Source organism: Massilia frigida (assembly GCF_011682175.1).
In the GTDB taxonomy this organism is placed as follows: Bacteria; Pseudomonadota; Gammaproteobacteria; order Burkholderiales; family Burkholderiaceae_D; genus Telluria_A; species Telluria_A frigida.
On sequence record NZ_WHJG01000003.1, the window covers coordinates 101501 to 122339 of the forward strand.

Genomic DNA, 20839 nt, shown 5'->3' on the forward strand with positions numbered 1-20839 from the left:
CCCTGGCGGCGCTGTTCCTCCTGCTGTGCTGCCTGCCGTTCGCGGGCAGCCAGGCCGCGCCCGCACGTACCTTGCGCTTCGAGCACCTGAGCGTGGAACAGGGTCTGGCCCAGGAATCGGTGCTGGCGGTGGCCCAGGATGCCGAGGGCTTCATGTGGTTCGGCAGCCAGGCAGGCCTGTCGCGCTTCGACGGCTACCGCGTCACCACTTACCGCAACGTGGTCGGCAACCCGCGCAGCCTGGTCAACAACTGGGTGCGCGTGCTGCACGTGGACGAGGGCGGCCGCCTGTGGATCGGCACCGACGGCGGCCTTGACCGCTTCGATCCGGCCACCCAGACCTTCACCCATTACGCGCCGGACGAACCGGTCAAGCGCGGCAACGGCAACCTGCACGTGCGCGCCATCGCCGGCGACGGCCGCCAGGGACTGTGGCTGGGCACCAGCGACGGCTTGCAGCACTTCGACATGGTCAGCGGAAAATTCAAGGTCTGGCACCACGTGCCGGGCGACCCGGGTAGCCTGGCCGACGACCAGGTCAATGCGCTGGCGGTCGACGCCGGCGGGCGCGTGTGGGTCGGCACCTCGTCCGGCGTGGACAGCCTGGCGGTCGGCGCGCGCGCCTTCGAGCACTATCCCGCGCTCGGGGTCGACCACAAGAACAATATGGTGCAGGCGCTGCTGGTCGACACCGACCAGACCCTGTGGATCGGCAGCCTGGGTGGCCTGGAAAGCTGGAAGATCGGCAGCGCTGCCTCGCAGCGCCGCCAACTGGGCGTGGCGGACGGCCTGCGTTCCGGCTACATCACCACCCTGTACCAGGACCAGGACCGCAACGTGTGGGTCGGCAGCCATACCGACGGCCTGTATCGCTGGCAGCCGGCCACGCGCCGCTTCGCCAACTACCGCCATCTGCCGGGCGACAAGCATAGCGTGGCCGACAACCAGATTTCGGCCATGTACCGCGACCGCGTCGGCACCTTCTGGGTCGGCACCTGGTACGCCGGCGTGAGCCGGGTCGACTTGAACAGCGGCGGCTTCGCGCGCATTGCGCGCCATGCCGAGATTCCCGATACCCTGTCCGACAACAAGGTGCGCGCGATCGCCGCCGCGCCCGGGGGCGACCTGTGGATCGGGGCGAACAGCGGCTTGAACCGGCTCGATCCGGAAACCGGCCAGGCGCGCCTGTACCGGCACGACCCGGATAATCCCAACAGCCTGGCCGGCATTCCGGCCAGCGCGCTGGCGCACGACCGCGACGGCATGCTGTGGATCGGCAGCCATTCGGGCGTGGCGCGCTTCGACCCGGCCAGCGGCAATTTCACGCGCCAGTCCTTCGCCGAGGGCGACCCGGACGGCAACCATATCCGCGGCATGCTGTCCGACCGCGCCGGCGTGATGTGGATCGCTTCGCGCGGCGGCCTGCACCGGCTCGATCCGGCCACGCGCGCCGTCGTCACCTACCGCCACGATGCCGCCGACAGTTCCAGCCTGGCCGACAACGTGGTGCGCCCGCTGCTGGAAGACCGCCGCGGCCAGCTGTGGATCGGCACCTTCGACGGTCTCGACATGCTCGACCGCGCCAGCGGCAAGTTCCGCCACTTCCGCCACGATCCGGCCAACCCGGCCAGCATCAGTCACGACGAGGTGCACTATCTGCACGAAGACAAGAAGGGTGTCTTGTGGGTCGGCACCGCGGCCGGCTTGAACAAGATGAGCATCGGCGCCGGCGGCGCGGTGAGCTTTCGCCGCTACACGGTGGCCGACGGCGTGGCCGACGACGCCATCGCCGCCATCCTGGAGGATGAAGAGGGCAAACTCTGGCTCAGCACGAATACCGGCATTTCGCGCTTCGATCCCCTGACCGGCCTATTCCGCAACTACAGCGCCGGCGACGGCACCATCGAAGGCGCCTACTTCGACGGCTCGGCCCTGCGCACGCCGGACGGCACCATGTATTTCGGCGGCTTCAATGGCGTGACCGCCTTCAATCCCAAGGCCATCAGCGACAACCGGATCGCCCCGCGCGCGGTCATCACCGGCTTCCAGATCTTCAACCGGCCGGCCGCGCTGGCGCGTCCGGGCCTGTTCAAGGGGCCGATCGAGTCGACCCGCGCGGTCACGCTGGGCGCGGCCGATTCGGTGTTTTCGCTCGAATTCTCGGCCCTGCACTACGCCGCGCCGCAGCGCAACCTGTTCTCGTACCGGCTCGATGGCTTCGACCAGAACTGGGTCAGCACCGACGCCAGCCGCCGCTTCGCCACCTACACCAACCTCGATCCCGGCACCTATACGTTCCGCCTGCGCGCCGCCAACAAGGATGGCGTGTGGAGCGAGGAGGGCGCCACGCTGGCCATCACGATCCTGCCGCCGGTCTGGAAAACCTGGTGGTTCCGCACCCTGTCGGCATTGCTGGTGCTGGGCAGCGCTTACTGGGCCTACCGCGCGCGCATGTCCGGACTGCGGCGCCAGAAAGACATGCTGGAAACCCAGGTGGCCGCGCGCACCGAGGAAATCGAGCAGCAGAACCGCCTGCTGGAGCGCCAGAAGGGCGAGCTCGAAGCGCAGCGGCGCGATGCCGACAGCCAGCGCGCCGAGGCCGAGCAGCGCCGCTTCGACGCCGAACGCCAGAAAGAAGAAGTCGAGCGCCAGAAAGAGAACGTGGAGCTGGCGCACCGGAATATCTCGGTGCTGTCCGAGATCGGGCGCGAGCTGACCGCCACGCTCGACATGGAAACCATCATGAGCACCGTGTACCGCCATGTGCACCACCTGATGGATGCGCGCATCTTCGGCATCGGCTTTTATCGCGAAGACCAGGGCGTGATCGAGTTCCCGTTCGCGATGGACCAGGGCTTGCGCAGCCAGTTCTATACGCGCCCGCTGGACGATCCGCACCAGTTCGCGGTGTGGTGCCTGAAGCACCGGCGCGAAGTGTTCATCAACGACCTGGACGCCGAATATGGGCGCTACCTGGACGCCGAGCAGAGTGCGGTGCCGATCCCGCCGCTACGCGTGGACGGCAGCCCGCGCTCGCTGCCGGTGGCGATGATGTACGTACCGCTGATCGTCAAGGAACGCATGATGGGCGTGCTGTGCGTGCAGAGCGTGGAGCTCAATGCCTACCACCGCGTGCACCTGGACATGCTCAAGACGCTGGCCGCGCACGCGGCGGTGGCGCTCGACAACGCGCGCGCCTACCGCGAGCTGGAAGAAACCCAGGCGCGCCTGGTCGAGCAGGAGCGCCAGGTGCGCCTGAACACCGACGAACTGGCGCTGGCCAACCGCGCGCTCCAGGAAAACGACGAGCGATTGCGCCTGGCCAAGCAGAAGGCGGAAGACGCCACCCGCCAGAAGTCGGAGTTTCTGGCCAATATGAGCCACGAAATGCGCACCCCGCTGGCGGGCGTGATCGGCATGCTGGGGTTTGCGCTGCGCGACGGCCAGCTGCAGGAAAACACGCGCGAACAGATATTGCGCGGCCAGGCCAATGCGCAGTCGCTGCTGACCATCATCAACGATCTGCTCGACTTTTCCAAGATCGAGGCGGGTAAGCTGACCATCGAGAATATCGATTTCGGGCTCACCGGCGCCGTCGAAAACGTGGTCAGCCTGTTCGAGGAGCAGGCCGCCGCGCAAAGCGTGGGCTTCAATGTGTCGCTGGCCGATGACTTGCCGCGCTTCGTGGTAGGCGACCCGACCCGCCTGCGCCAGGTGCTGGTCAACCTGGTCGGCAATGCCTTCAAGTTTACCAACAACGGCGCGGTGCGCCTGGCGGTCGAGCGCGTGGCGCCGGTGCCGGGCAGCGCGCCGGGCGTCAACACCATCCGCTTTGCGGTGAGCGACACCGGCATCGGCATCGCCCCGGATGCGGTGGAACGCCTGTTCCAGAAGTTCGAGCAGGCCGACAGTACCACCACGCGCCGCTACGGCGGCACCGGGCTGGGACTGGCGATCTGCCGCCAGCTGGTCGACCTGATGGGCGGGTCCATCAGCGTCGACAGCACCGAGGGCGTGGGCAGCACCTTCAGCGTGCTGCTGCCGCTGGCCGACGGCGTGGCCCCGCCGATGGTGCAGCACGTGCCGCGCGAGCCGCACAGCCACCGCCTGAAGGTCCTGTGTGCGGAAGACTTCCCGACCAACCAGATCATCATCCGCATGATGCTGGAAGACCTGGGGCACAAGGTCGACATCGCCGACAATGGCTTGCTGGCGGTGGCGGCCTGCGCGCGCACGCGCTATGACCTGATCCTGATGGACGGGCGCATGCCCGAGATGGATGGCGCCAGCGCCACGCGCCTGATCCGCGCCGGCGGCCCGCCGGAAGCGCCCGTGCGCGACCAGGAGCTGATGATCGTGGCGCTGACTGCCAACGCCAGCGAGGAAGACCGCAGCCGCTACCTGGCCTGCGGCATGGACGACTTCCTGACCAAGCCGATCGACGAAGCGGCCCTGCATCATCACCTGAGCCGCGCCATCGAGCGCCAGCTCCAGCGTGGCATCAGCCTGGCGCCGATGCCGCAGCCGCGCGTGGAACGCCCGCCCACCACGGCCGAACTGGACGCCATGTTCGGCGTCGATACCGGCCCTGCGCCGCTGGCCGGACCGGCGGCCCACAATGCCGGGCGCCGCGCCAGCGACCTGAAAGCGCGCATGCGGGCCGCCTTCGCCAGCGACCTGCCGAGCCGCCGCGCCGACCTGGAAGAAGCCATTGTCACCCATGATTCCGAGACGGCCGGGCGCCTGCTGCACGGCTTCAAGGGCAGCTCTTCCTACCTGGAGGCGACCGAACTGCACCAGCTGTCGGGCGAGATGGAAGAAGCGGCCGACGCGCGCCGCTGGGACCTGATCGCCGTGGCCATGCCGCGCTTGCGCGAACTGCTGTCCGCTTACGACAACGCGTAGCTCCTCAAGTGCCGACCCGCTATGCATATGCTGTAATATTGGCGTATAAACTATTGGTATAAACTTCCGGAATCGGTTGTTGCGGGTTTTTTGGCGTTGTTGCGTACGGGAGGTGGCCGAATGAAGGTTCTGGTGGTGGATGACGACATCGTATCGCGCATGGTGCTGATGCACCTGATCGACTCCTGCGGCCAATTCGAAATCCTCGAAGCAGAGGACGGGGTCGACGCCTGGAACCAGCTCGAACAGGGCTTGCGCCCTGCAATCTGTTTTTGCGACCTGCGCATGCCGCGCCTGTCCGGCATGGACCTGCTGCAGCGCGTGCGCGCCGACGGCGCTCTGGGCGCGATGCCCTTCGTGCTGGTGTCCTCGGCCACCGACCGCGACACGGTCGACCAGGCCAGCGGCCTTGGCGCGTCGGGCTATATCGTCAAACCGTTCCAGGGTGAGCAGGTGCGCGAGCACATGGCCGGCCTGGCCAGGCACGCCCCGATCGCGGTACCGCTGCGCGCCGAAAAGGTACAGGCCACGCTGCTGCGCCTCGGGATCGGCGCCGAACGCCTGCTGGTCTACCTGGGCGGCTTGCAATCGCAGGCGGCGGCGGCCGGCACCGACATCGCCGCCATGCTCGAACGCGGCGAGCATGGCGCGGCCCATGTGCGCATCGACCGCCTGCACGCCGGCTGCGTCACGCTGGGCCTGAACGGCGCGGCCGACACGCTCAAGGCGCTGCCGCCCGGCGATCTCGATGGCGCCCAGGTCAAGCTGGCACTGGCCGAGGTGGTGCGCTCGGCGATGCACCAGAGCGAGGCGCTCAAACGCCTGGGAATCGCTTCCTGACGACGATGCGCGAAAGCGCTTGATGTTGTGATAGTTTAAGTCTAAAGTATCCGTCGGGTGAACGAGGACCCGACCACTGATACTTTTTTCGGGGCGACCATGACACGATTGACAGCATCGCTACTGAGCGCTTCGGCCTACCAGGACGGCTTTGCGCGCGAACACCTGCCGCCGCCGGGCCAGTGGCCCGACTTTTTGTTCGACCTGCCGGAGCTGCACTATCCGGCGCAGCTGAACTGCGCCGCCGAACTGCTCGACGCCGCCGTGGAGCGCGGCTGGGGGGAGCGCACCGCCATCGCCGGCGAGCACGAAAGCTGGACTTACGCGGAGCTGCAACGGCGGGTCGACCGCATCGCCCACGTGCTGCGCGCCGACCTGGGACTGGTCACCGGCAACCGCGTGCTGCTGCGTGGCGCGAACAATCCAATGATGGCCGCTTGCCTGCTGGCCGTGCTCAAGGCCGGCCTGATCGCGGTGCCCACCATGCCGCTGCTGCGCGCGCGCGAGCTGACCGCCATCGTCGACAAGGCCAGCGTGGACGCGGTGCTGTGCGCGGCCAGCCTGCGCGGCGAGATCGACGCCATCGCCGCCTTGCCGCGCCATGTGGTGACGTTCAACGACCCTGATAATCCGGCCTCGCTGGAGGCCATGATGGCGCGCCATCCGGTGCCGTTCGCCGCGCACGCCAGTGCCGCCGACGACGTGTGCCTGATCAGTTTTACCTCGGGCACCACTGGCGTTCCCAAGGGGACCATGCATTTTCACCGCGACGTGCTGGCCATCTGCGACTGCTTTCCGCGCCATACGCTGGCCGCGCGCGCGGACGATATCTTCATCGGCACGCCGCCGCTGGCCTTCACCTTCGGGCTGGGCGGGCTGCTGCTGTTCCCGATGCGCGTTGGCGCGGCCGGGGTGCTGCTGGAAAAACTCACGCCCGAGACGCTGCTGGCCGCCATCGAAAAATACCGCGCCACGGTGTGCTTTACCGCGCCGACCTTTTACCGCCAGATGGCACCGCTGGCGGCGAATTACGACCTGTCGAGCCTGACGCGCACCGTGTCGGCCGGCGAGGCGCTGCCGCTGGCCACGCGCCAAGCCTGGCAGGCGGCCACCGGGCTGCGCATGATCGACGGCATCGGTGCGACCGAACTGCTGCACATCTTCATATCGGCGGCGGGCGACGCGATCCGGCCCGGCGCGACCGGCAAACCGGTGCCGGGTTACCAGGCCTGCATCCTCGATGCCAACGGCCAGCAGGTGGGGCCGGGCGTGATCGGCCGGCTGGCGGTGAAGGGGCCGACCGGCTGCCGCTACCTGGCCGACGAGCGCCAGAAGGATTACGTGGTCGGCGGCTGGAACCTCACCGGCGACGCCTACGAGATGGACGCCGACGGCTATTTCCACTACCGTTCGCGCACCGACGACATGATCATCTCGGCCGGCTACAACATCGCCGGCGCCGAAGTCGAAGAAGTGCTGCTGCGCCACGACGCGGTGGCCGAATGCGGCGTGATCGGGCGTCCTTGCGAGGAGCGTGGCCAGGTGGTGGAGGCGCACGTGGTGCTCAGGCCCGGTTTCGAGCCGACCGAGGCGCTGGCCGCCCAGTTGCAGGAGTTCGTCAAGCTGCAGATCGCTCCCTATAAATATCCCCGCTCGCTCAGGTTCATCGACAAACTGCCGCGTACCGAAACCGGCAAGCTGCAGCGCTTCAAGCTGCGCGCAAACTAAACCGAAGACGAACCTCATGAATATTGTGTGCATCGGCGGCGGCCCCGCCGGACTGTATTTCAGCCTGCTGATGAAAAAGCAGGACCCGTCCCACCAGATCACCGTCGTCGAACGCAACCGGCCTTACGATACCTTCGGCTGGGGCGTGGTGTTTTCCGACCAGACGCTGGGCAACCTGGTGAACGCCGACGAGCAGAGCGCGCGCGAGATTCTGCAATCGTTCAATCACTGGGACGATATCGATATCTTCTTCAAGGGCGAGAAAGTGACGTCGGGCGGGCATGGCTTTTGCGGCATCGGCCGCAAGCGCCTGCTCAACATCCTGCAGCAGCGCTGCGAGGAACTGGGCGTGCAGCTGGTGTTCGAAAACGAGGTCGAGGACGACCAGGCGCTGGCCGCCAGGTACGGGGCCGACCTGGTGATTGCTTCGGACGGCTTGAATAGCCGTACCCGCAAGCGCTACGCCGGCACCTATCGGCCCGAGATCGAGGCGCGCCGCTGCCGCTTCGTGTGGCTTGGCACGCGCAAGAAGTTCGATGCGTTCACGTTCGCCTTCGCCGAGACCGAGCACGGCTGGTTCCAGGCCCATATATATCAGTACGATGGCGATACCTCGACCTTCATCGTCGAAACGCCGGAGCAGGTGTGGCGCCGCGCGGGACTGGACCAGATGACGCAGGACGAGAGCATCGCGTACTGCGAGCGCCTGTTCGCCGGCCAGCTGGACGGGCATGCACTGATGTCCAATGCGCCGCATTTGCGCGGTTCGGCCATGTGGATTACGTTTCCGCGCGTGGTGTGCGCGCAGTGGGTGCACTGGAACGGGGCGGTTCCCGTGGTGCTGATGGGCGACGCGGCCCATTCGGCGCATTATTCGATCGGTTCGGGCACCAAGCTGGCGCTGGAAGACGCGATCGAGCTGGCGCGCTGTTTCGGCGCGCACGCGGATGCGGCGCAGGCGCTGGCGGCCTACCAGGAAGTGCGCGCGGTTGAAGTGCTCAAGCTGCAAAGCGCGGCGCGCAACTCGATGGAGTGGTTCGAAAACGTGGAGCGCTACACCGCCATGGAGGCGCCGCAGTTCGCGTACTCGATGCTCACGCGCAGCCAGCGCCTGTCGCACGAAAACCTGCGCCTGCGTGACCCCGGTTACGTCGCCGGTTTCGAGGCCTGGATAGCGCGGCGCGCCTGCGAGCAGGCGGGATTGGCATTGCCGGCCGGCGCACGCATGCCGCCGATGCTCACTCCCTTCAAACTGCGCGGCGTCACGCTGAAAAACCGCATCGTGGTCTCGCCCATGGCGCAGTATTCGGCGGTTGACGGCGTGGCGGGCGACTATCATCTGGTGCACCTTGGCGCGCGCGCCCTGGGTGGCGCGGGACTGGTGTTCGCCGAAATGACATGCGTGTCGGCCGATGCGCGCATCACCCCAGGCTGCCCGGGCATGTACGCGCCCGAACACACGGCGGCGTGGAAGCGCATCGTCGACTTCGTGCATGCCGGTTCGGACGCCAGGATCGCGCTGCAACTGGGCCACGCGGGGCCGAAAGGATCGACCCGCGCGATGTGGGACGGGATCGACCAGCCGCTCGAAAGCGGTAACTGGCCGCTGGTGGCCGCCTCGGGCGAACAGTATCTGGAGGGCGTTTCGCAGACCGCGCGCGCCGCCACGGTCGACGACATGGACCGCATCGCAGCCGATTTCGTGCGCGCCACGCGCGCGGCGTTTGACGCGGGCTTCGACTGGCTGGAGCTGCACTGCGCGCACGGCTATCTGCTGTCGTCGTTCATTTCGCCGCTGACCAACCGGCGCGGCGACGAATTCGGCGGCAGCCTGGAAAACCGCTGCCGCTATCCGCTGCGGGTGTTTCGCGCGATGCGCGCCGCCTGGCCGGCCGACCGGCCGATCAGCGTGCGCATTTCGGCGCACGACTGGGTCGACGGCGGCATCACGCCCGACGACGCGGTGCTGATCGCGCGCCTGTTCAAGGATGCCGGCGCCGACCTGATCGACTGCTCGTCGGGGCAGGTCAGCAAGCGCGAAAAACCGGTGTACGGACGCATGTTCCAGACCCCGTTCGCCGACCGCGTGCGCAATGAGGCGAAGATTCCGACCATCGCGGTGGGCTCGATTTTCGAGGCCGATCACGCCAACAGCATCATCGCGGCCGGCCGCGCCGATCTGTGCGCGGTGGGGCGGCCGCACCTGGCCAACCCGGCGTGGACCCTGACCGAGGCGGCGCGCATCGGCTTTTCCGCGATCGACTGGCCGAAGCAGTACCGGCCGGCCAAGCTGCAGCTGGAGCGCAACCTGGAACGCGAACGCCAGCTGGCCGCCGCCGGTGCCGGTTTGAGTCCGCAGCAGGTCGCGGCCAGATTGCTGGAGGGCTGATGGACGACCTCTCAGCGCAGGACGATGGCACGGCGCTGGACCTGGCCAGCCGCCTGACGCAGGATCATCACCAGTCGCTCAAGCTGTGGCTGCGCATGCTTTCGTGCACGGTGCGCATCGAGAACGAGATTCGCAGCCGCCTGCGCACCACCTTCGACATCACCTTGCCGCGGTTCGACCTGATGGCGCAGCTGGAGCGCCATCCGGACGGGCTGCGCATGGGCGAGCTGTCCAAGCGCATGATGGTCACCGGCGGGAACATCACCGGCATCACCGACCAGCTGGAACAGGAAGCGCTGGTGGTGCGCGTGCCCGACCCGAAGGACCGGCGCGCCTACAGCGTCAAGCTGACGCGCGAAGGCCACATCGCGTTCGCCAAAATGGCGGTGGTGCATGAGGAGTGGATCGCCGACCTGCTCAAGGATATGTCGCCCGACGACAAGGGGCAGCTCATCGCGCTGCTCTCGCAAATGAAACAGCATCTTCAATAAGGAATACCATGCGTTACCTACCAGGCCAGGCACAGCAATTGCCCGGCAACCGCAGCGCGCTGGCGTCGTACCGGGCCAGCCACTTTCGTTTCGAGGTCGAGGGCGCGGCCGCGACCCTGACCCTGAACCGGCCGCAGCGCAAGAATCCGCTCACCTTCGAGTCCTACGCCGAGCTGCGCGACCTGTTTCGCGCGCTGGCGTATGCGGACGATGTGAAGGTGGTCGTCATTACCGGCGCGGGCGAGAATTTTTGCTCGGGCGGCGATGTGCACGACATCATCGGTCCCTTGACGCAGCTCGACATGCCCGGCCTGCTGGCGTTTACGCGCATGACGGGTGATCTGGTCAAGGCGATGCGTGCCTGCCCGCAGCCGGTGATCAGCGCGGTCGATGGCATCTGCGCCGGCGCCGGTGCGATCCTGGCGCTGTCGTCGGACATGCGGATCGGGACTGCGCGCAGCAAGACGGCGTTTCTGTTCACGCGGGTCGGCCTGGCCGGTTGCGACATGGGCGCGTGCGCGCTGCTGCCGCGCGTGATCGGTCAGGGACGCGCCGCCGAACTGCTGTACACGGGCCGTTCGATGTCGGGCCTTGAAGCCGAACGCTGGGGCTTTTTCAACAGCGTCAGCGAGCCGGAAACGCTGCTGGCCGATGCGCAGGCGCTGGCCGCTTCGCTCGCTTCGGGGCCGACTTTTGCGCATGGGATGACCAAGAAAATGCTGCAGCAGGAATGGAATATGGGCGTGGACGAGGCTATCGAGGCCGAAGCGCAGGCGCAGGCGATCTGCATGGCGACAAACGACTTCCACCGCGCTTATCACGCCTTCGTGGCCAAGCAGCGGCCGGTATTCGAGGGGGATTGAGATGGCTGACAAAACGTATCTGGACTGGCCGTTTTTTGACGCCGGACACGCTGCGCTGGAACAGGCACTGGACACGTGGGCGAGCGCCAAGCTGTCGCCCACGCACGGACGCGATGTCGATGGCGCCTGTCGTGCATTGGTGCGCCAGCTTGGCACGGGCGGCTGGCTTGAGCATGCTGTTGGCGCGATCGACACGCGCGCCATTTGCCTGATCCGCGAAACGCTGGCGCGCCACGATGGCCTGGCCGATTTCGCGTTCGCCATGCAGGGCCTGGGATCGGGCGCGATTTCACTGTTCGGCAGCGCCGCCAACAAGGAGCGCTACCTGCCGCGGGTGGCGCGCGGCGAGGCGATTGCGGCGTTCGCGCTGTCCGAGCCGCAGGCCGGGTCGGACGTGGCGGCGATGCAGTGCGCGGCTGTACGCGACGGCGACGATTATGTGCTCGATGGCGAGAAGACCTGGATTTCCAACGGCGGTATCGCCGACTTTTACGTGCTGTTCGCGCGTACCGGCGAGGCGCCTGGCGCGCGCGGCATCAGCGCGTTCATCGTCGATGCCGATACGCCCGGGTTGTCGGTGGCCGAACGGATCGAGGTGATCGCCCCGCATCCGCTGGCGCGCCTGCGTTTCGATGGCTGCCGCGTCCCAAGCTCGCAGCGCCTGGGCGAGGCAGGGCAGGGCTTCAAGGTGGCGATGGCGACGCTGGACGTGTTCCGTACGTCGGTTGCGGCGGCGGCGCTGGGCTTTGCGCGGCGCGCCTTCGACGAGGCGATCGCGCATGCGAGCACGCGCAAGATGTTCGGCCAGACCCTGGCCGACTTCCAGCTCACGCAAGCGAAGCTGGCCGAGATGGCGAGCGGGATCGATGCGGCGGCGCTGCTGACGTACCGGGCGGCGTGGCAGCGCGACCAGGGCCGCAAGGTCACCAAGGAAGCGGCCATGGCCAAGATGACGGCAACCGAAACGGCGCAGAAGGTCATCGACGCGGCGCTGCAGATGTTCGGCGCGATGGGCGTGGTCAGCGAGCATCCGGTGGAGCGGCTGTACCGCGAGATCCGCGCGCTGCGCATTTACGAAGGCGCTACCGAGGTGCAGCAATTGATCATCGCGCGCGAGCTGCTGCGCGAAGCCGCGCCGGCGCTGGAAGGGAAGGCATAGCATGGAATTTCTACAACCGCCGGGCTGGGTACGGGCACGCGGCTATTCAAATGGCGTGGCGGCCAGCGGACGCACGGTGTGCGTGAGCGGCATGATCGGCTGGGACGGCCAGGGCGTGTTTCACACGGATGACTTCGCCGGGCAGGTGCGCCAGGCGCTGCAAAATGTGGTCGATGTGCTGGCCGAGGGCGGAGCGCGGCCCGAGCACATCGTGCGCATGACGTGGTACGTGCTCGACAAGCACGAGTATCTGCGGGCGCACAAGGAAGTCGGCGCGGCATATCGCGACGTCATCGGCAGGCACTTTCCGGCGATGACGGCGGTGCAGGTGGCTGGTCTGATCGAGGATAAGGCGCGCGTGGAAATCGAAGTGACGGCAATCGTGCCGGCGTAGCTTGCCTGGGGCGGCGGGCGGGAGGGCTGCCGGGTCGAAGAATGCTTCGTGCTTCGCCGGCAGCAAAGCGCTGAGCTTCTCAATTTTCTCAATTTGTTCCCCTCGCCCTTACGTAGTCTGACTCGCGTCAAGGCGCGCGTGGAACACCCGATGACGGCAGCCGTATACGCCTACACTTGATGGCGCGGTGCGTGCCGTGCCAGGCAGGGGATGACGATGAGTATGAATGCCGTGCCGAGCGGGCCGCCGGAACCTGACAACAAACGTGCGCCCGTTGCCGGTGGCGGGGGCCCGCCGTATGATGGCGGCATGGACCGCCGCCTCACCGTGCTCGAAACGCGCTTTGACACCATCTTGGCGACCTTGGCGACCAAGGCGGACTTGGCCGAGTTGCGTGTTGGACTTGTCGATTTGTGCATGCGTTCAAATAATGAATTGCGGCTTGAGATGGAAAAGATGCGATCCGAGCTGCGCAATGAGGTACATGGCACCTTGATGAAGGCAATGATGTGGTTCGGCGCGCTTGCGATGACCGTGATCTTCAGCATCGCCGGTATGGGCATCTATTGGAGCAATCAGGTCACGGCTCAGATCACTAACCAGATCAGCAATCTTGCCATTCGTCTGCAGGTTCCCAGCGCGCCGTCGGCAACTCCTCCGGATAGACAAGTGCCTGGTGCTTTGCCGCCCGCCCAGCGCTGAGCTTTTCAATTTGTTCCCCTCTTCCTTAGCTTGGCTGACCCACGTCAAGGCGCGCGTGGAACACCCGATGACGGCAATCGTACGAGCCTACACTTGATGGCACGGCGCGTGCCGTGCCAACCGGGGATGTCGATGAGTATGAATGCCGTGCCGAGCGGGCCGCCGGAACCTGACAACAAACGTGCGCCCGTTGCCGGTGGCGGGGGGCCGCCGTATGATGGCGGCATGGACCGCCGCCTCACCGTGCTCGAAACGCGTTTTGACACTATCTTGCCGACCCTGGCTACCAAGGCGGACCTGGTCGACTTGCGCCTGGATATGGAGAAGATGCGCTCCGAGTTACTTGGAAAAACAGACGCCCTGGGTTCCGAATTGCGCGGGAAAATAGACGCCGTGGGTTCCGAATTACGCGGGGAAATGAGTGAATTGGGGTCGAGTCTTCGTGCAGAAATGGTGAAGCTGCGCAATGAGGTACATGGCACCTTGATGAAAGCGATGATGTGGTTCGGCGCGCTTGCGATTACCGTGATCTTCAGCATCGCCGGTATGGGCATCTACTTGAGCAATCAGGTCACGGCTCAGATCACTAACCAGATCAGCAATCTTGCCACACGTCTGCAGGTCCCCAGCGCGCCGTCGGCAACTCCTCCGGACAGGCAAGTGCCTGGTGCTTTGCCGCCCGCCCGGCGCTGAGATTTTCAATTTCTTCCCCTCGTCCTTACGTTGTCTGACTCACGTCAAGACGCGCGTGGAACACCCGATGACGGCAATCGTACAAGCCTACACTTGATGGCGCGGCGCGTGCCGTGCCAACCGGGGAGTGTCGATGAGTATGAATGCCGTGCCGAGCGGGCCGCCGGAACCTGACAACATAGGTGCGCCCGTTGCCGGCGGTGGGGGACCGCCGTATGATGGCGGCATGGACCGCCGCCTCATCGTGCTCGAAACGCGTTTTGACACTATCTTGCCGACCTTGGCTACCTTGGCTACCAAGGCGGACCTGGCCGACTTGCGCCGCGATATGACCGGAGAAATGAGCGGGCTGCGCCTCGATATCAACGAAAAAGTAGACAAGCTGCGTTCCGAATTGCGCGGAGAAATGAGCGGCTTGCGTCTGGACCTGAACGAAAAAATGGACAAGTTGCGTTCGGATTTCGACGCTGCGGTGATGAACAAGGTGAAATGGTGCGCTGGTATTGCCATCACGCTGTTCGTCGGCATGGCCGGCCAAGGCCTGTATCTGGGAACCCAGATCAATAAGCTCGCTGCGCGCCTGCCCCCGGTATCTCCTGTGCCACCAGGGCCGGACCGGCTGGCGGCATCACCCGCGCGAACCTTACCTCACGCGCCTCCCCAGCCGGGGCCCGCACCGGATCCCCGTTAAACAACGCCGATTGCATTGCCACGCGCGGCGCCGGCGCTAGCCGGGAACAGGCTGCGTCCCATCCCGGTTCGCAGCGCTCTCTTGCCTGATCGGAGCGGCCATCCTGTTGCCGCTGATGCCGGCTTACACAGTGCCGGTGTCCTGGATTTTCAAGGGGGGAATCAGGGCGGGGGAGAGCTGTCAGGCTTGAGCGGCGGGACACGGAAGTAGCATGGGCGCGTGCCTTTCTTGAGGGAAATGTGCGACAGCATTCAGGCCGAGCTTGTAGGCTGCGGCTTTCGGACGGAGCGTCGCCAGCCGTCCGCCGCACTTGAAGGAGACCACATTTGACTATCCATGACATCACCTCCCCACTGGCCGGGATCGCCCCGTCCAACTGGCTGCTCGCGTCCGCCGTGGCGGTCGGCAGCTACGTCATCCTGCACGGCGCCGTCATGCTGTTCCGCCGCCACCTCGCCACGCTGAGCGAGCAGGGACGGGCCGACCGCCCGGCCGCCGAATTGCTCAAGGCCACCCTGGCGCGCACCAGCAAGCTGGCGCTGATGGTCACCGCGCTGCTGTTCGGGCTGACCGTGCTCGACCTCGGCGCGCCGTGGGACGAACGGGTGCGCCATCTCTGGTTCATCGCCCTTGGCGCCCAGCTGGCGCTGTATCTGGACCGCGCGCTCAGCGTCGGCGCGCAGCGCTACTTCCGCAGCCGCGCCAGTGCGCCGGACGCGCCTGCCGCCGTCGCCAACACCCTCATGGTCTGGGTACTGAAAACCGTGCTGTGGGTGGTGTTTTTGCTGGCCGTGCTATCCAATCTCGGGATCGATGTGTCGACCCTGGTGGCCAGTCTGGGCATCGGCGGGATTGCCGTCGCGCTGGCGGTGCAAAACATTCTCGGCGACCTGTTCGCCTCGCTCTCGATCGCTGTCGACAAGCCGTTTGAAGTGGGCGACGCAATCAGCGTCGCCGGCTTTTCGGGCAATGTCGAACACGTGGGCCTGAAGACGACCCGCATCCGCTCCGACAGCGGCGAGCAGATCGTCATCGCCAACGCGGAACTGCTGAAAAATACGCTGCGCAACTTCAAGCGCATGTCGACCCGGCGCGTGCAGTTGTCGCTGCGCGCCAATCCGTCGACCACCACCGCGCAGGCGGCCCAGGTGCCGGCCGCGCTGCGCGCCATCATCGAAGCGCAGGAGGGCGTGCGCTACGACCGCGTGCACCTGAAAAGCGTGACCCAGGAAGCGCTCGAATTCGATGTCGTGTTCCATGTGCTCGATCCTTCCTACGGGCGCTACATGGATATCCAGCAAACCATCCTGCTGGCCGCGATGGAAGCGTTCGAGCAACTGGGCGTGTCGACGGTGGGCGCCGCGCGCCATGTGCTGATCGAGCGGGTGGCGCGGACCGCCGGCGCCACGCCGGCGGCGCCCGTCAAGCCGGCCGCGGCGCTGCACCATATCGTGTCGACGCGCAAGCAGCCGGCCTGAATCGGCATGTTGCAGCGGTAACGAAATGGCCTGTGCCGGCGTTTCCGCGCACAATGTCACCGAGGAGGAAAGCGCACTATGGATACTGCGGTCAGATTTCCCACCACGCCCAAGGCCATCAGGGCGCGTGCACTCAAGCTGTCGGCCCGCATGAACGTCGAGAAAGCCTTCCAGACGATCATGCGCAATTGCCTCGACCAGATCGAGGCCAACGAAAACGGGGTGATCAAGTACCATGACGTCGAGAGCCTGCACCAGATGCGGGTCGGCCTGCGCCGCCTGCGCTCGGCCCTCGGCATGTTCGATGAGGTGCTCAGCCTGCCCATGGCGCTGCGCCAGGAGCTGGACTGGCTTGTTTCCCGGCTGGGACCGGCGCGCGACTGGGATGTGCTGGCCGGCTCGACCTTGCCGCGCATCACCACCGCCCTCGATGCGGACGCCGCGCTGGTGCGCGTGCAGCACGCCGCCGCCGACCAGGCCGTGGCCCTGCATGCGGTGGCCGGCGCGGCTGTCGCGTCGGAGCGCTACCAGAGCCTGATCGGGCGCCTGGAGCGCTGGCTTGACGAGCGCGGCTGGCGTGCGATGCAGTTGCCTGCCGATAAGGTGCGGCTCAAGATGCGCATCGGCGACTTCGCCAGCGGCATTCTGGAAAAGGACCAGCAACGTCTTCTCAAGCGCGGCCGCAAGCTGAAAGGCGCCGATCCCGAGGCGCGCCACCGGCTGCGCATCGCCGCCAAGAAAACGCGCTATGCCGCCGAGTTTTTCGCCGCGCTGTATCCGCAAAAAACCGTGCGGCCCTACGTCAAAGCCCTGGCCAGCTTGCAGGATGAACTCGGCCTGATGAATGACGCCAGCGTGGCGGACCGCCTGCTCAGGCAGTTAAGCGATGGCAAGGAGGAATTGAAGGACGGCACCGGCTTCCTGCGCGGCTACCTGGCTTCCCATGCCCGCCTGGGCGGCGGCACATTGCGCAAGCTGTGGAAGCGCTTTGTGCCCTTGCGCGCACCCGGCTAGGATAGTGGGCGGCTACGCTGCGGCCAATATCTGCCTGCCGGTGCCGCCAGGCTCGCCACTCGGCCACTTAATCGGATAAACTTTTGCATGAATGCCCATCGTTGGCATGCGTCGAAGGGGACGATATGGCGATGACACCGACTTACCGCACTGCTGCATTTGCCGGAGCATGGTCATCTGTGGGCCTTGGCGGCATCGAGGCTATGCAAGACGCGAACGCGGATTCTCTCCTCAGCGGCAACCTGGCAACGCTGCTTGCCTTCGCCGTGTTCTTCTTTGTGCCGGTGCTTTTCCTCGTGATCGGACGGGATACCGGCGCATTCAGCCGCACCTGGTTCCTCGACCCGCACGAAAGCGCGGCGTACTGGGTCGTCACGAAGAGGGCGCTGGTCTGGTTTGTCAGTGCGGCGCTGGCGGGCGCCATCGTTTCGCTGGCCGCAAGCGTGCTGCGGATGCTGTAGCCGTGCGGCGCGCAGGCAGGCTGGCCGCGCCACGTGTGCGGGCGATGCTCATCGCCCCGAACAGACTGGTCCCTCCGACAAGAATCGAACTTGTATCCCACGCTTAGGAGGCATGTGCACTATCCATTGTGCTACGGAGAGGACGCTGTGATTCGGCGATCGGCCTCCGCCTGAGGCGGCCCGGTGTCGTGAATCGACCGCAATTATAGCCGAGGTTCGACCCCTAAATGGCGGCAAATTGGGTGCCACCTGTCCCAAGTCGGTACAATGCGTGCTTCATTCATTCATCTGGCGGGTTTTCCCGCCTGCGCACTTACCCTCTATGGCTGTCATTTCACTCTCGTCGGCGCAACTTGCGTTCGGCCACGTCGCGTTGCTCGATCACGCGGAATTTTCCCTTGAAACCACGGAGCGCGTCGGTCTGATCGGGCGTAACGGCACCGGCAAGTCTTCGCTGCTGAAAACCATCTCGGGCAAATTCAAGCTCGACGATGGTCTGCTGGTGATGCAACAATGCATCAAAATCGCCTATGTCGAGCAGGAACCGACCTTCGACCCGGCCATGTCGGTGTTCGACGCGGTCGCCGCCGGCATGGGGGGCCAGGCTGCCATGCTGGCCGAATACGAAGCATTGACCGGCCAGTTCGGCCAGGGCGACGACGATGCGCTGATGGAGCGCATGCACGACCTGCAAGTCCAGCTCGACGCTACCGATGGCTGGAGCATGCAAAACAAGGTCGACACCACCCTCGACCGCCTGAGCCTCGCCGGCGAGTCGCTGATGGGCACGCTGTCGGGCGGGATGCAAAAGCGCGTCGCGCTGGCCGTGGCCCTGGTGTCCGCGCCGGACGTGCTGCTGCTCGATGAGCCGACCAACCACCTCGACTTCCGCTCCATCCTGTGGCTGGAAAGCCTGTTGCGCGACTTCAAGGGCTCGGTCCTGTTCATCACCCACGATCGTAGCTTCCTCGACAACGTCGCCACCCGCATCATCGAACTCGACCGCGGCAAGCTGCTGTCTTATCCTGGCAATTTCAGCGCCTACCAGACGCGCAAGGCCGAACAGCTGGAAATCGAAGAAGTCGAGGCGGCCAAGTTCGATAAGTTCCTGGCCCAGGAAGAAGTCTGGATCCGCAAGGGCGTCAAGGCACGCCGCGTGCGCGACGAAGGCCGCGTGCGCCGCCTGGAAGCGCTGCGCCTGTTGCGCGCCGCGCGCCGCGACCAGCAAGGCCAGGTCAAGCTCGAAGTGTCCTCGGGCGAACGCTCGGGCAAGATCGTGGCGGAGCTGGAAAACGTCAACAAGGCGTATGGCGACAAGGTCATCGTCAGCAATTTCAGCGGCACCATCCTGCGCGGCGACAAGGTCGGCCTGATCGGCGCCAACGGCGCCGGCAAGACCACCCTGCTGAAAATGATCCTGGGCGAAGAGCAGGCCGACAGCGGCTCCGTGCGTCTCGGCACCAAATTGCAGGTCGCGTACTTCGACCAGATGCGCGCCCAGCTCAATGAAGAAGCCAACCTGATGGAAACCATCGCCCCGGGCAGCGACTGGGTCGAGGTCAATGGCGCGCGCAAGCACGTCATGACCTACCTGAACGACTTCCTGTTCGCGCCGGAACGGGCCCGTTCGCCGGTCAAGTCGCTCTCCGGCGGCGAGCGCAACCGCCTGCTGCTGGCGCGCCTGTTCGCCAAGCCGGCCAACTGCCTGGTGCTCGATGAGCCGACCAACGATCTGGACATCGATACCCTCGAATTGCTGGAAGAGTTGTTGGAAGACTACACCGGCACCGTGTTCCTGGTCAGCCACGACCGCACCTTCCTCGACAATGTCGTGACCCAGGTGATCGTGGCCGAAGGCGAGGGCAACTGGCGCGAATTCGTGGGCGGATATACCGACTGGGAACGCGTCAAAGGCCAGATCCAGGCCCAGGGCGCCGCCGCAGCACCGAAAGCGGCTGTTAAAACTACTACAACATCCTCTGGTGTTCCTGTTGCTAAAAAGGTAAAATTAAGTAACAAGGAACAGCGGGAGCTCGAAGAGCTGCCATTATTGATAGCCAGCCTGGAGGACGAGCAATCGGCCATCACGCAGCAACTCAACGCACCGGACTTTTACAGGACCAACCCGGCCGATGCCAAGCGCCTCAATACGCGCTTTGCCGACATCGATCAGCTACTGAGCGATGCGCTGGAAAAGTGGGAACTGATCGAAGCCCGTTCAAAGGGATGATCACCATAGATTAAACAGGAGCAGGCGTTTGCCTGGCAGATGAAGAACCATGTCCGAACGCAATGAACAACCCGACCTGACGGCGCCTGCCGCTGCCAACGTTCCGATGTTCAGTCGCTCGGCCTGGGCCCGCATCCTGCCATTCCTGGTGTATATCTTGTTTATCATCGCGGTCGATGTCCTGACCCGCCTGGGTGTCGATGCCCAGGCGCTGCGCTGGATGTACGCCCTCAAGATCGGCGCCGTCCTGGCCACGCTGGCCTGGTTCTGGCGCGATTACACCGAACTGCATGCCTGGCGCGCCGGCGCGCTGGCGACCGCCATCGCCGCCGCGACCGGGGTGGTGGTGCTGGTGCTGTGGGTCAGCCTGAATGCGGACTGGATGGTGATCGGCGCGCCCGATGGCTTCAATCCCACCGCGGGCGGACGGATCGACTGGCTGATGGTGGCGGTGCGTATTGCCGGCGCCGCACTGGTCGTGCCCGTCATGGAAGAATTGTTCTGGCGCTCGTTTTTGATGCGCTGGATCGATTCGGACCACTTCGATTCGCTTGATCCAGCACAAATAAGCGTCAAAAGTTTTGTGATCGGCGTGGTCCTGTTTGGATTTGAGCATAACCTGTGGCTGGCCGGGATCGTCGCCGGCGCCGCCTATTCCCTGTTGTACATGAAACAACGCAGCCTGTGGTCATCCATCCTCGCGCACGCCGTCACCAACGGCCTTCTCGGGCTGTGGATTGTGCGAACGGGAAATTGGACATACTGGTAATATCTCGCCAATTCGAAATGACTTGAACAAAGA

General features: G+C 65.4%; 16 protein-coding genes and 1 tRNA gene. 16 read left to right on the top strand and 1 reads right to left on the bottom strand.

Features of this window, described 5'->3' with window-relative positions; all coding sequences use genetic code 11:
- Positions 1–71 precede the first annotated feature (71 nt).
- The 14 genes from F2P44_RS04405 (at position 72) to F2P44_RS04470 (ending at position 17807) form a co-directional block, all read left to right on the top strand.
- The gene (locus tag F2P44_RS04405) at positions 72–4904 is read left to right on the top strand and encodes a two-component regulator propeller domain-containing protein (RefSeq protein WP_229423372.1); all 4833 of its coding nucleotides are present in this window, start codon (positions 72–74) and stop codon (positions 4902–4904) included.
- Positions 4905–5024: 120 nt separating this feature from the next.
- The gene (locus tag F2P44_RS04410; RefSeq protein WP_167085399.1) at positions 5025–5744 is read left to right on the top strand and encodes a response regulator; all 720 of its coding nucleotides are present in this window, start codon (positions 5025–5027) and stop codon (positions 5742–5744) included.
- Positions 5745–5843: 99 nt separating this feature from the next.
- Positions 5844–7472, top strand: coding sequence for an AMP-binding protein (locus F2P44_RS04415; RefSeq protein WP_229423373.1), 1629 nt, complete (start codon positions 5844–5846; stop codon positions 7470–7472).
- A gap of 16 nt (positions 7473–7488) precedes the next feature.
- Positions 7489–9861 (top strand): bifunctional salicylyl-CoA 5-hydroxylase/oxidoreductase, encoded by a 2373-nt coding sequence (locus F2P44_RS04420; RefSeq protein WP_167085401.1) that lies wholly within the window; start codon positions 7489–7491, stop codon positions 9859–9861.
- Positions 9861–10352: a MarR family winged helix-turn-helix transcriptional regulator gene (locus tag F2P44_RS04425; RefSeq protein WP_167085403.1), complete on the top strand. Its 492-nt coding sequence runs from the start codon at positions 9861–9863 to the stop codon at positions 10350–10352. Before F2P44_RS04420 ends, F2P44_RS04425 begins: the two co-directional genes overlap by 1 nt.
- An 8-nt stretch (positions 10353–10360) precedes the next feature.
- On the top strand, positions 10361–11215 hold the full coding sequence (locus tag F2P44_RS04430; RefSeq protein WP_167085405.1) for an enoyl-CoA hydratase family protein: 855 nt from the start codon (positions 10361–10363) through the stop codon (positions 11213–11215).
- A gap of 1 nt (position 11216) precedes the next feature.
- Positions 11217–12374, top strand: a complete 1158-nt coding sequence (locus F2P44_RS04435) for an acyl-CoA dehydrogenase family protein (RefSeq protein ID WP_167085407.1) — start codon at positions 11217–11219, stop codon at positions 12372–12374.
- A 1-nt stretch (position 12375) separates the two neighbouring features.
- Positions 12376–12768 carry a RidA family protein gene (locus F2P44_RS04440; RefSeq protein WP_167085409.1) on the top strand — a complete coding sequence of 131 codons (393 nt, stop codon included), beginning with the start codon at positions 12376–12378 and terminating at the stop codon, positions 12766–12768.
- Between the two features lie 216 nt (positions 12769–12984).
- Entirely contained in the window at positions 12985–13470 is a 486-nt protein-coding gene (locus tag F2P44_RS04445; protein WP_167085411.1) for a CCDC90 family protein, read from the top strand.
- A 132-nt stretch (positions 13471–13602) separates the two neighbouring features.
- Entirely contained in the window at positions 13603–14163 is a 561-nt protein-coding gene (locus F2P44_RS04450; protein WP_167085413.1) for a hypothetical protein, read from the top strand.
- Between the two features lie 133 nt (positions 14164–14296).
- Entirely contained in the window at positions 14297–14854 is a 558-nt protein-coding gene (locus F2P44_RS04455; protein WP_167085415.1) for a hypothetical protein, read from the top strand.
- A gap of 326 nt (positions 14855–15180) precedes the next feature.
- On the top strand, positions 15181–16332 hold the full coding sequence (locus F2P44_RS04460) for a mechanosensitive ion channel family protein (protein ID WP_167085417.1): 1152 nt from the start codon (positions 15181–15183) through the stop codon (positions 16330–16332).
- A gap of 78 nt (positions 16333–16410) precedes the next feature.
- Complete coding sequence (locus tag F2P44_RS04465; RefSeq protein ID WP_167085418.1) at positions 16411–17346, top strand: CHAD domain-containing protein; 936 nt, start codon at positions 16411–16413, stop codon at positions 17344–17346.
- A 125-nt stretch (positions 17347–17471) separates the two neighbouring features.
- A complete protein-coding gene (locus tag F2P44_RS04470; protein WP_167085420.1) occupies positions 17472–17807 on the top strand; it encodes a hypothetical protein in 336 nt (111 codons plus the stop codon).
- Positions 17808–17873: 66 nt separating this feature from the next.
- Here the strand turns inward: F2P44_RS04470 and F2P44_RS04475 are convergent.
- A tRNA-Arg gene (locus tag F2P44_RS04475) sits at positions 17874–17948 on the bottom strand.
- 181 nt (positions 17949–18129) lie between these two features.
- On the opposite strand from F2P44_RS04475, the gene F2P44_RS04480 reads away from it, so the two are divergent.
- Positions 18130–20037: an ATP-binding cassette domain-containing protein gene (locus tag F2P44_RS04480; RefSeq protein WP_167085422.1), complete on the top strand. Its 1908-nt coding sequence runs from the start codon at positions 18130–18132 to the stop codon at positions 20035–20037.
- Between the two features lie 49 nt (positions 20038–20086).
- A complete protein-coding gene (locus F2P44_RS04485; RefSeq protein ID WP_229423374.1) occupies positions 20087–20806 on the top strand; it encodes a CAAX prenyl protease-related protein in 720 nt (239 codons plus the stop codon).
- The last annotated feature ends 33 nt before the right edge of the window (positions 20807–20839 follow it).

Bases quoted from the DNA above. Each gene is read 5' to 3' on its own strand.
- F2P44_RS04410 (WP_167085399.1), top strand. From the start codon at position 5,025: ATGAAGGTTCTGGTGGTGGATGACGACATCGTATCGCGCATGGTGCTG.
- F2P44_RS04415 (WP_229423373.1), top strand. From the start codon at position 5,844: ATGACACGATTGACAGCATCGCTACTGAGCGCTTCGGCCTACCAGGAC.
- F2P44_RS04420 (WP_167085401.1), top strand. From the start codon at position 7,489: ATGAATATTGTGTGCATCGGCGGCGGCCCCGCCGGACTGTATTTCAGC.
- F2P44_RS04425 (WP_167085403.1), top strand. From the start codon at position 9,861: ATGGACGACCTCTCAGCGCAGGACGATGGCACGGCGCTGGACCTGGCC.
- F2P44_RS04430 (WP_167085405.1), top strand. From the start codon at position 10,361: ATGCGTTACCTACCAGGCCAGGCACAGCAATTGCCCGGCAACCGCAGC.
- F2P44_RS04435 (WP_167085407.1), top strand. From the start codon at position 11,217: ATGGCTGACAAAACGTATCTGGACTGGCCGTTTTTTGACGCCGGACAC.
- F2P44_RS04440 (WP_167085409.1), top strand. From the start codon at position 12,376: ATGGAATTTCTACAACCGCCGGGCTGGGTACGGGCACGCGGCTATTCA.
- F2P44_RS04445 (WP_167085411.1), top strand. From the start codon at position 12,985: ATGAGTATGAATGCCGTGCCGAGCGGGCCGCCGGAACCTGACAACAAA.
- F2P44_RS04450 (WP_167085413.1), top strand. From the start codon at position 13,603: ATGAGTATGAATGCCGTGCCGAGCGGGCCGCCGGAACCTGACAACAAA.
- F2P44_RS04455 (WP_167085415.1), top strand. From the start codon at position 14,297: ATGAGTATGAATGCCGTGCCGAGCGGGCCGCCGGAACCTGACAACATA.
- F2P44_RS04465 (WP_167085418.1), top strand. From the start codon at position 16,411: ATGGATACTGCGGTCAGATTTCCCACCACGCCCAAGGCCATCAGGGCG.
- F2P44_RS04470 (WP_167085420.1), top strand. From the start codon at position 17,472: ATGGCGATGACACCGACTTACCGCACTGCTGCATTTGCCGGAGCATGG.
- F2P44_RS04480 (WP_167085422.1), top strand. From the start codon at position 18,130: ATGGCTGTCATTTCACTCTCGTCGGCGCAACTTGCGTTCGGCCACGTC.
- F2P44_RS04485 (WP_229423374.1), top strand. From the start codon at position 20,087: ATGTCCGAACGCAATGAACAACCCGACCTGACGGCGCCTGCCGCTGCC.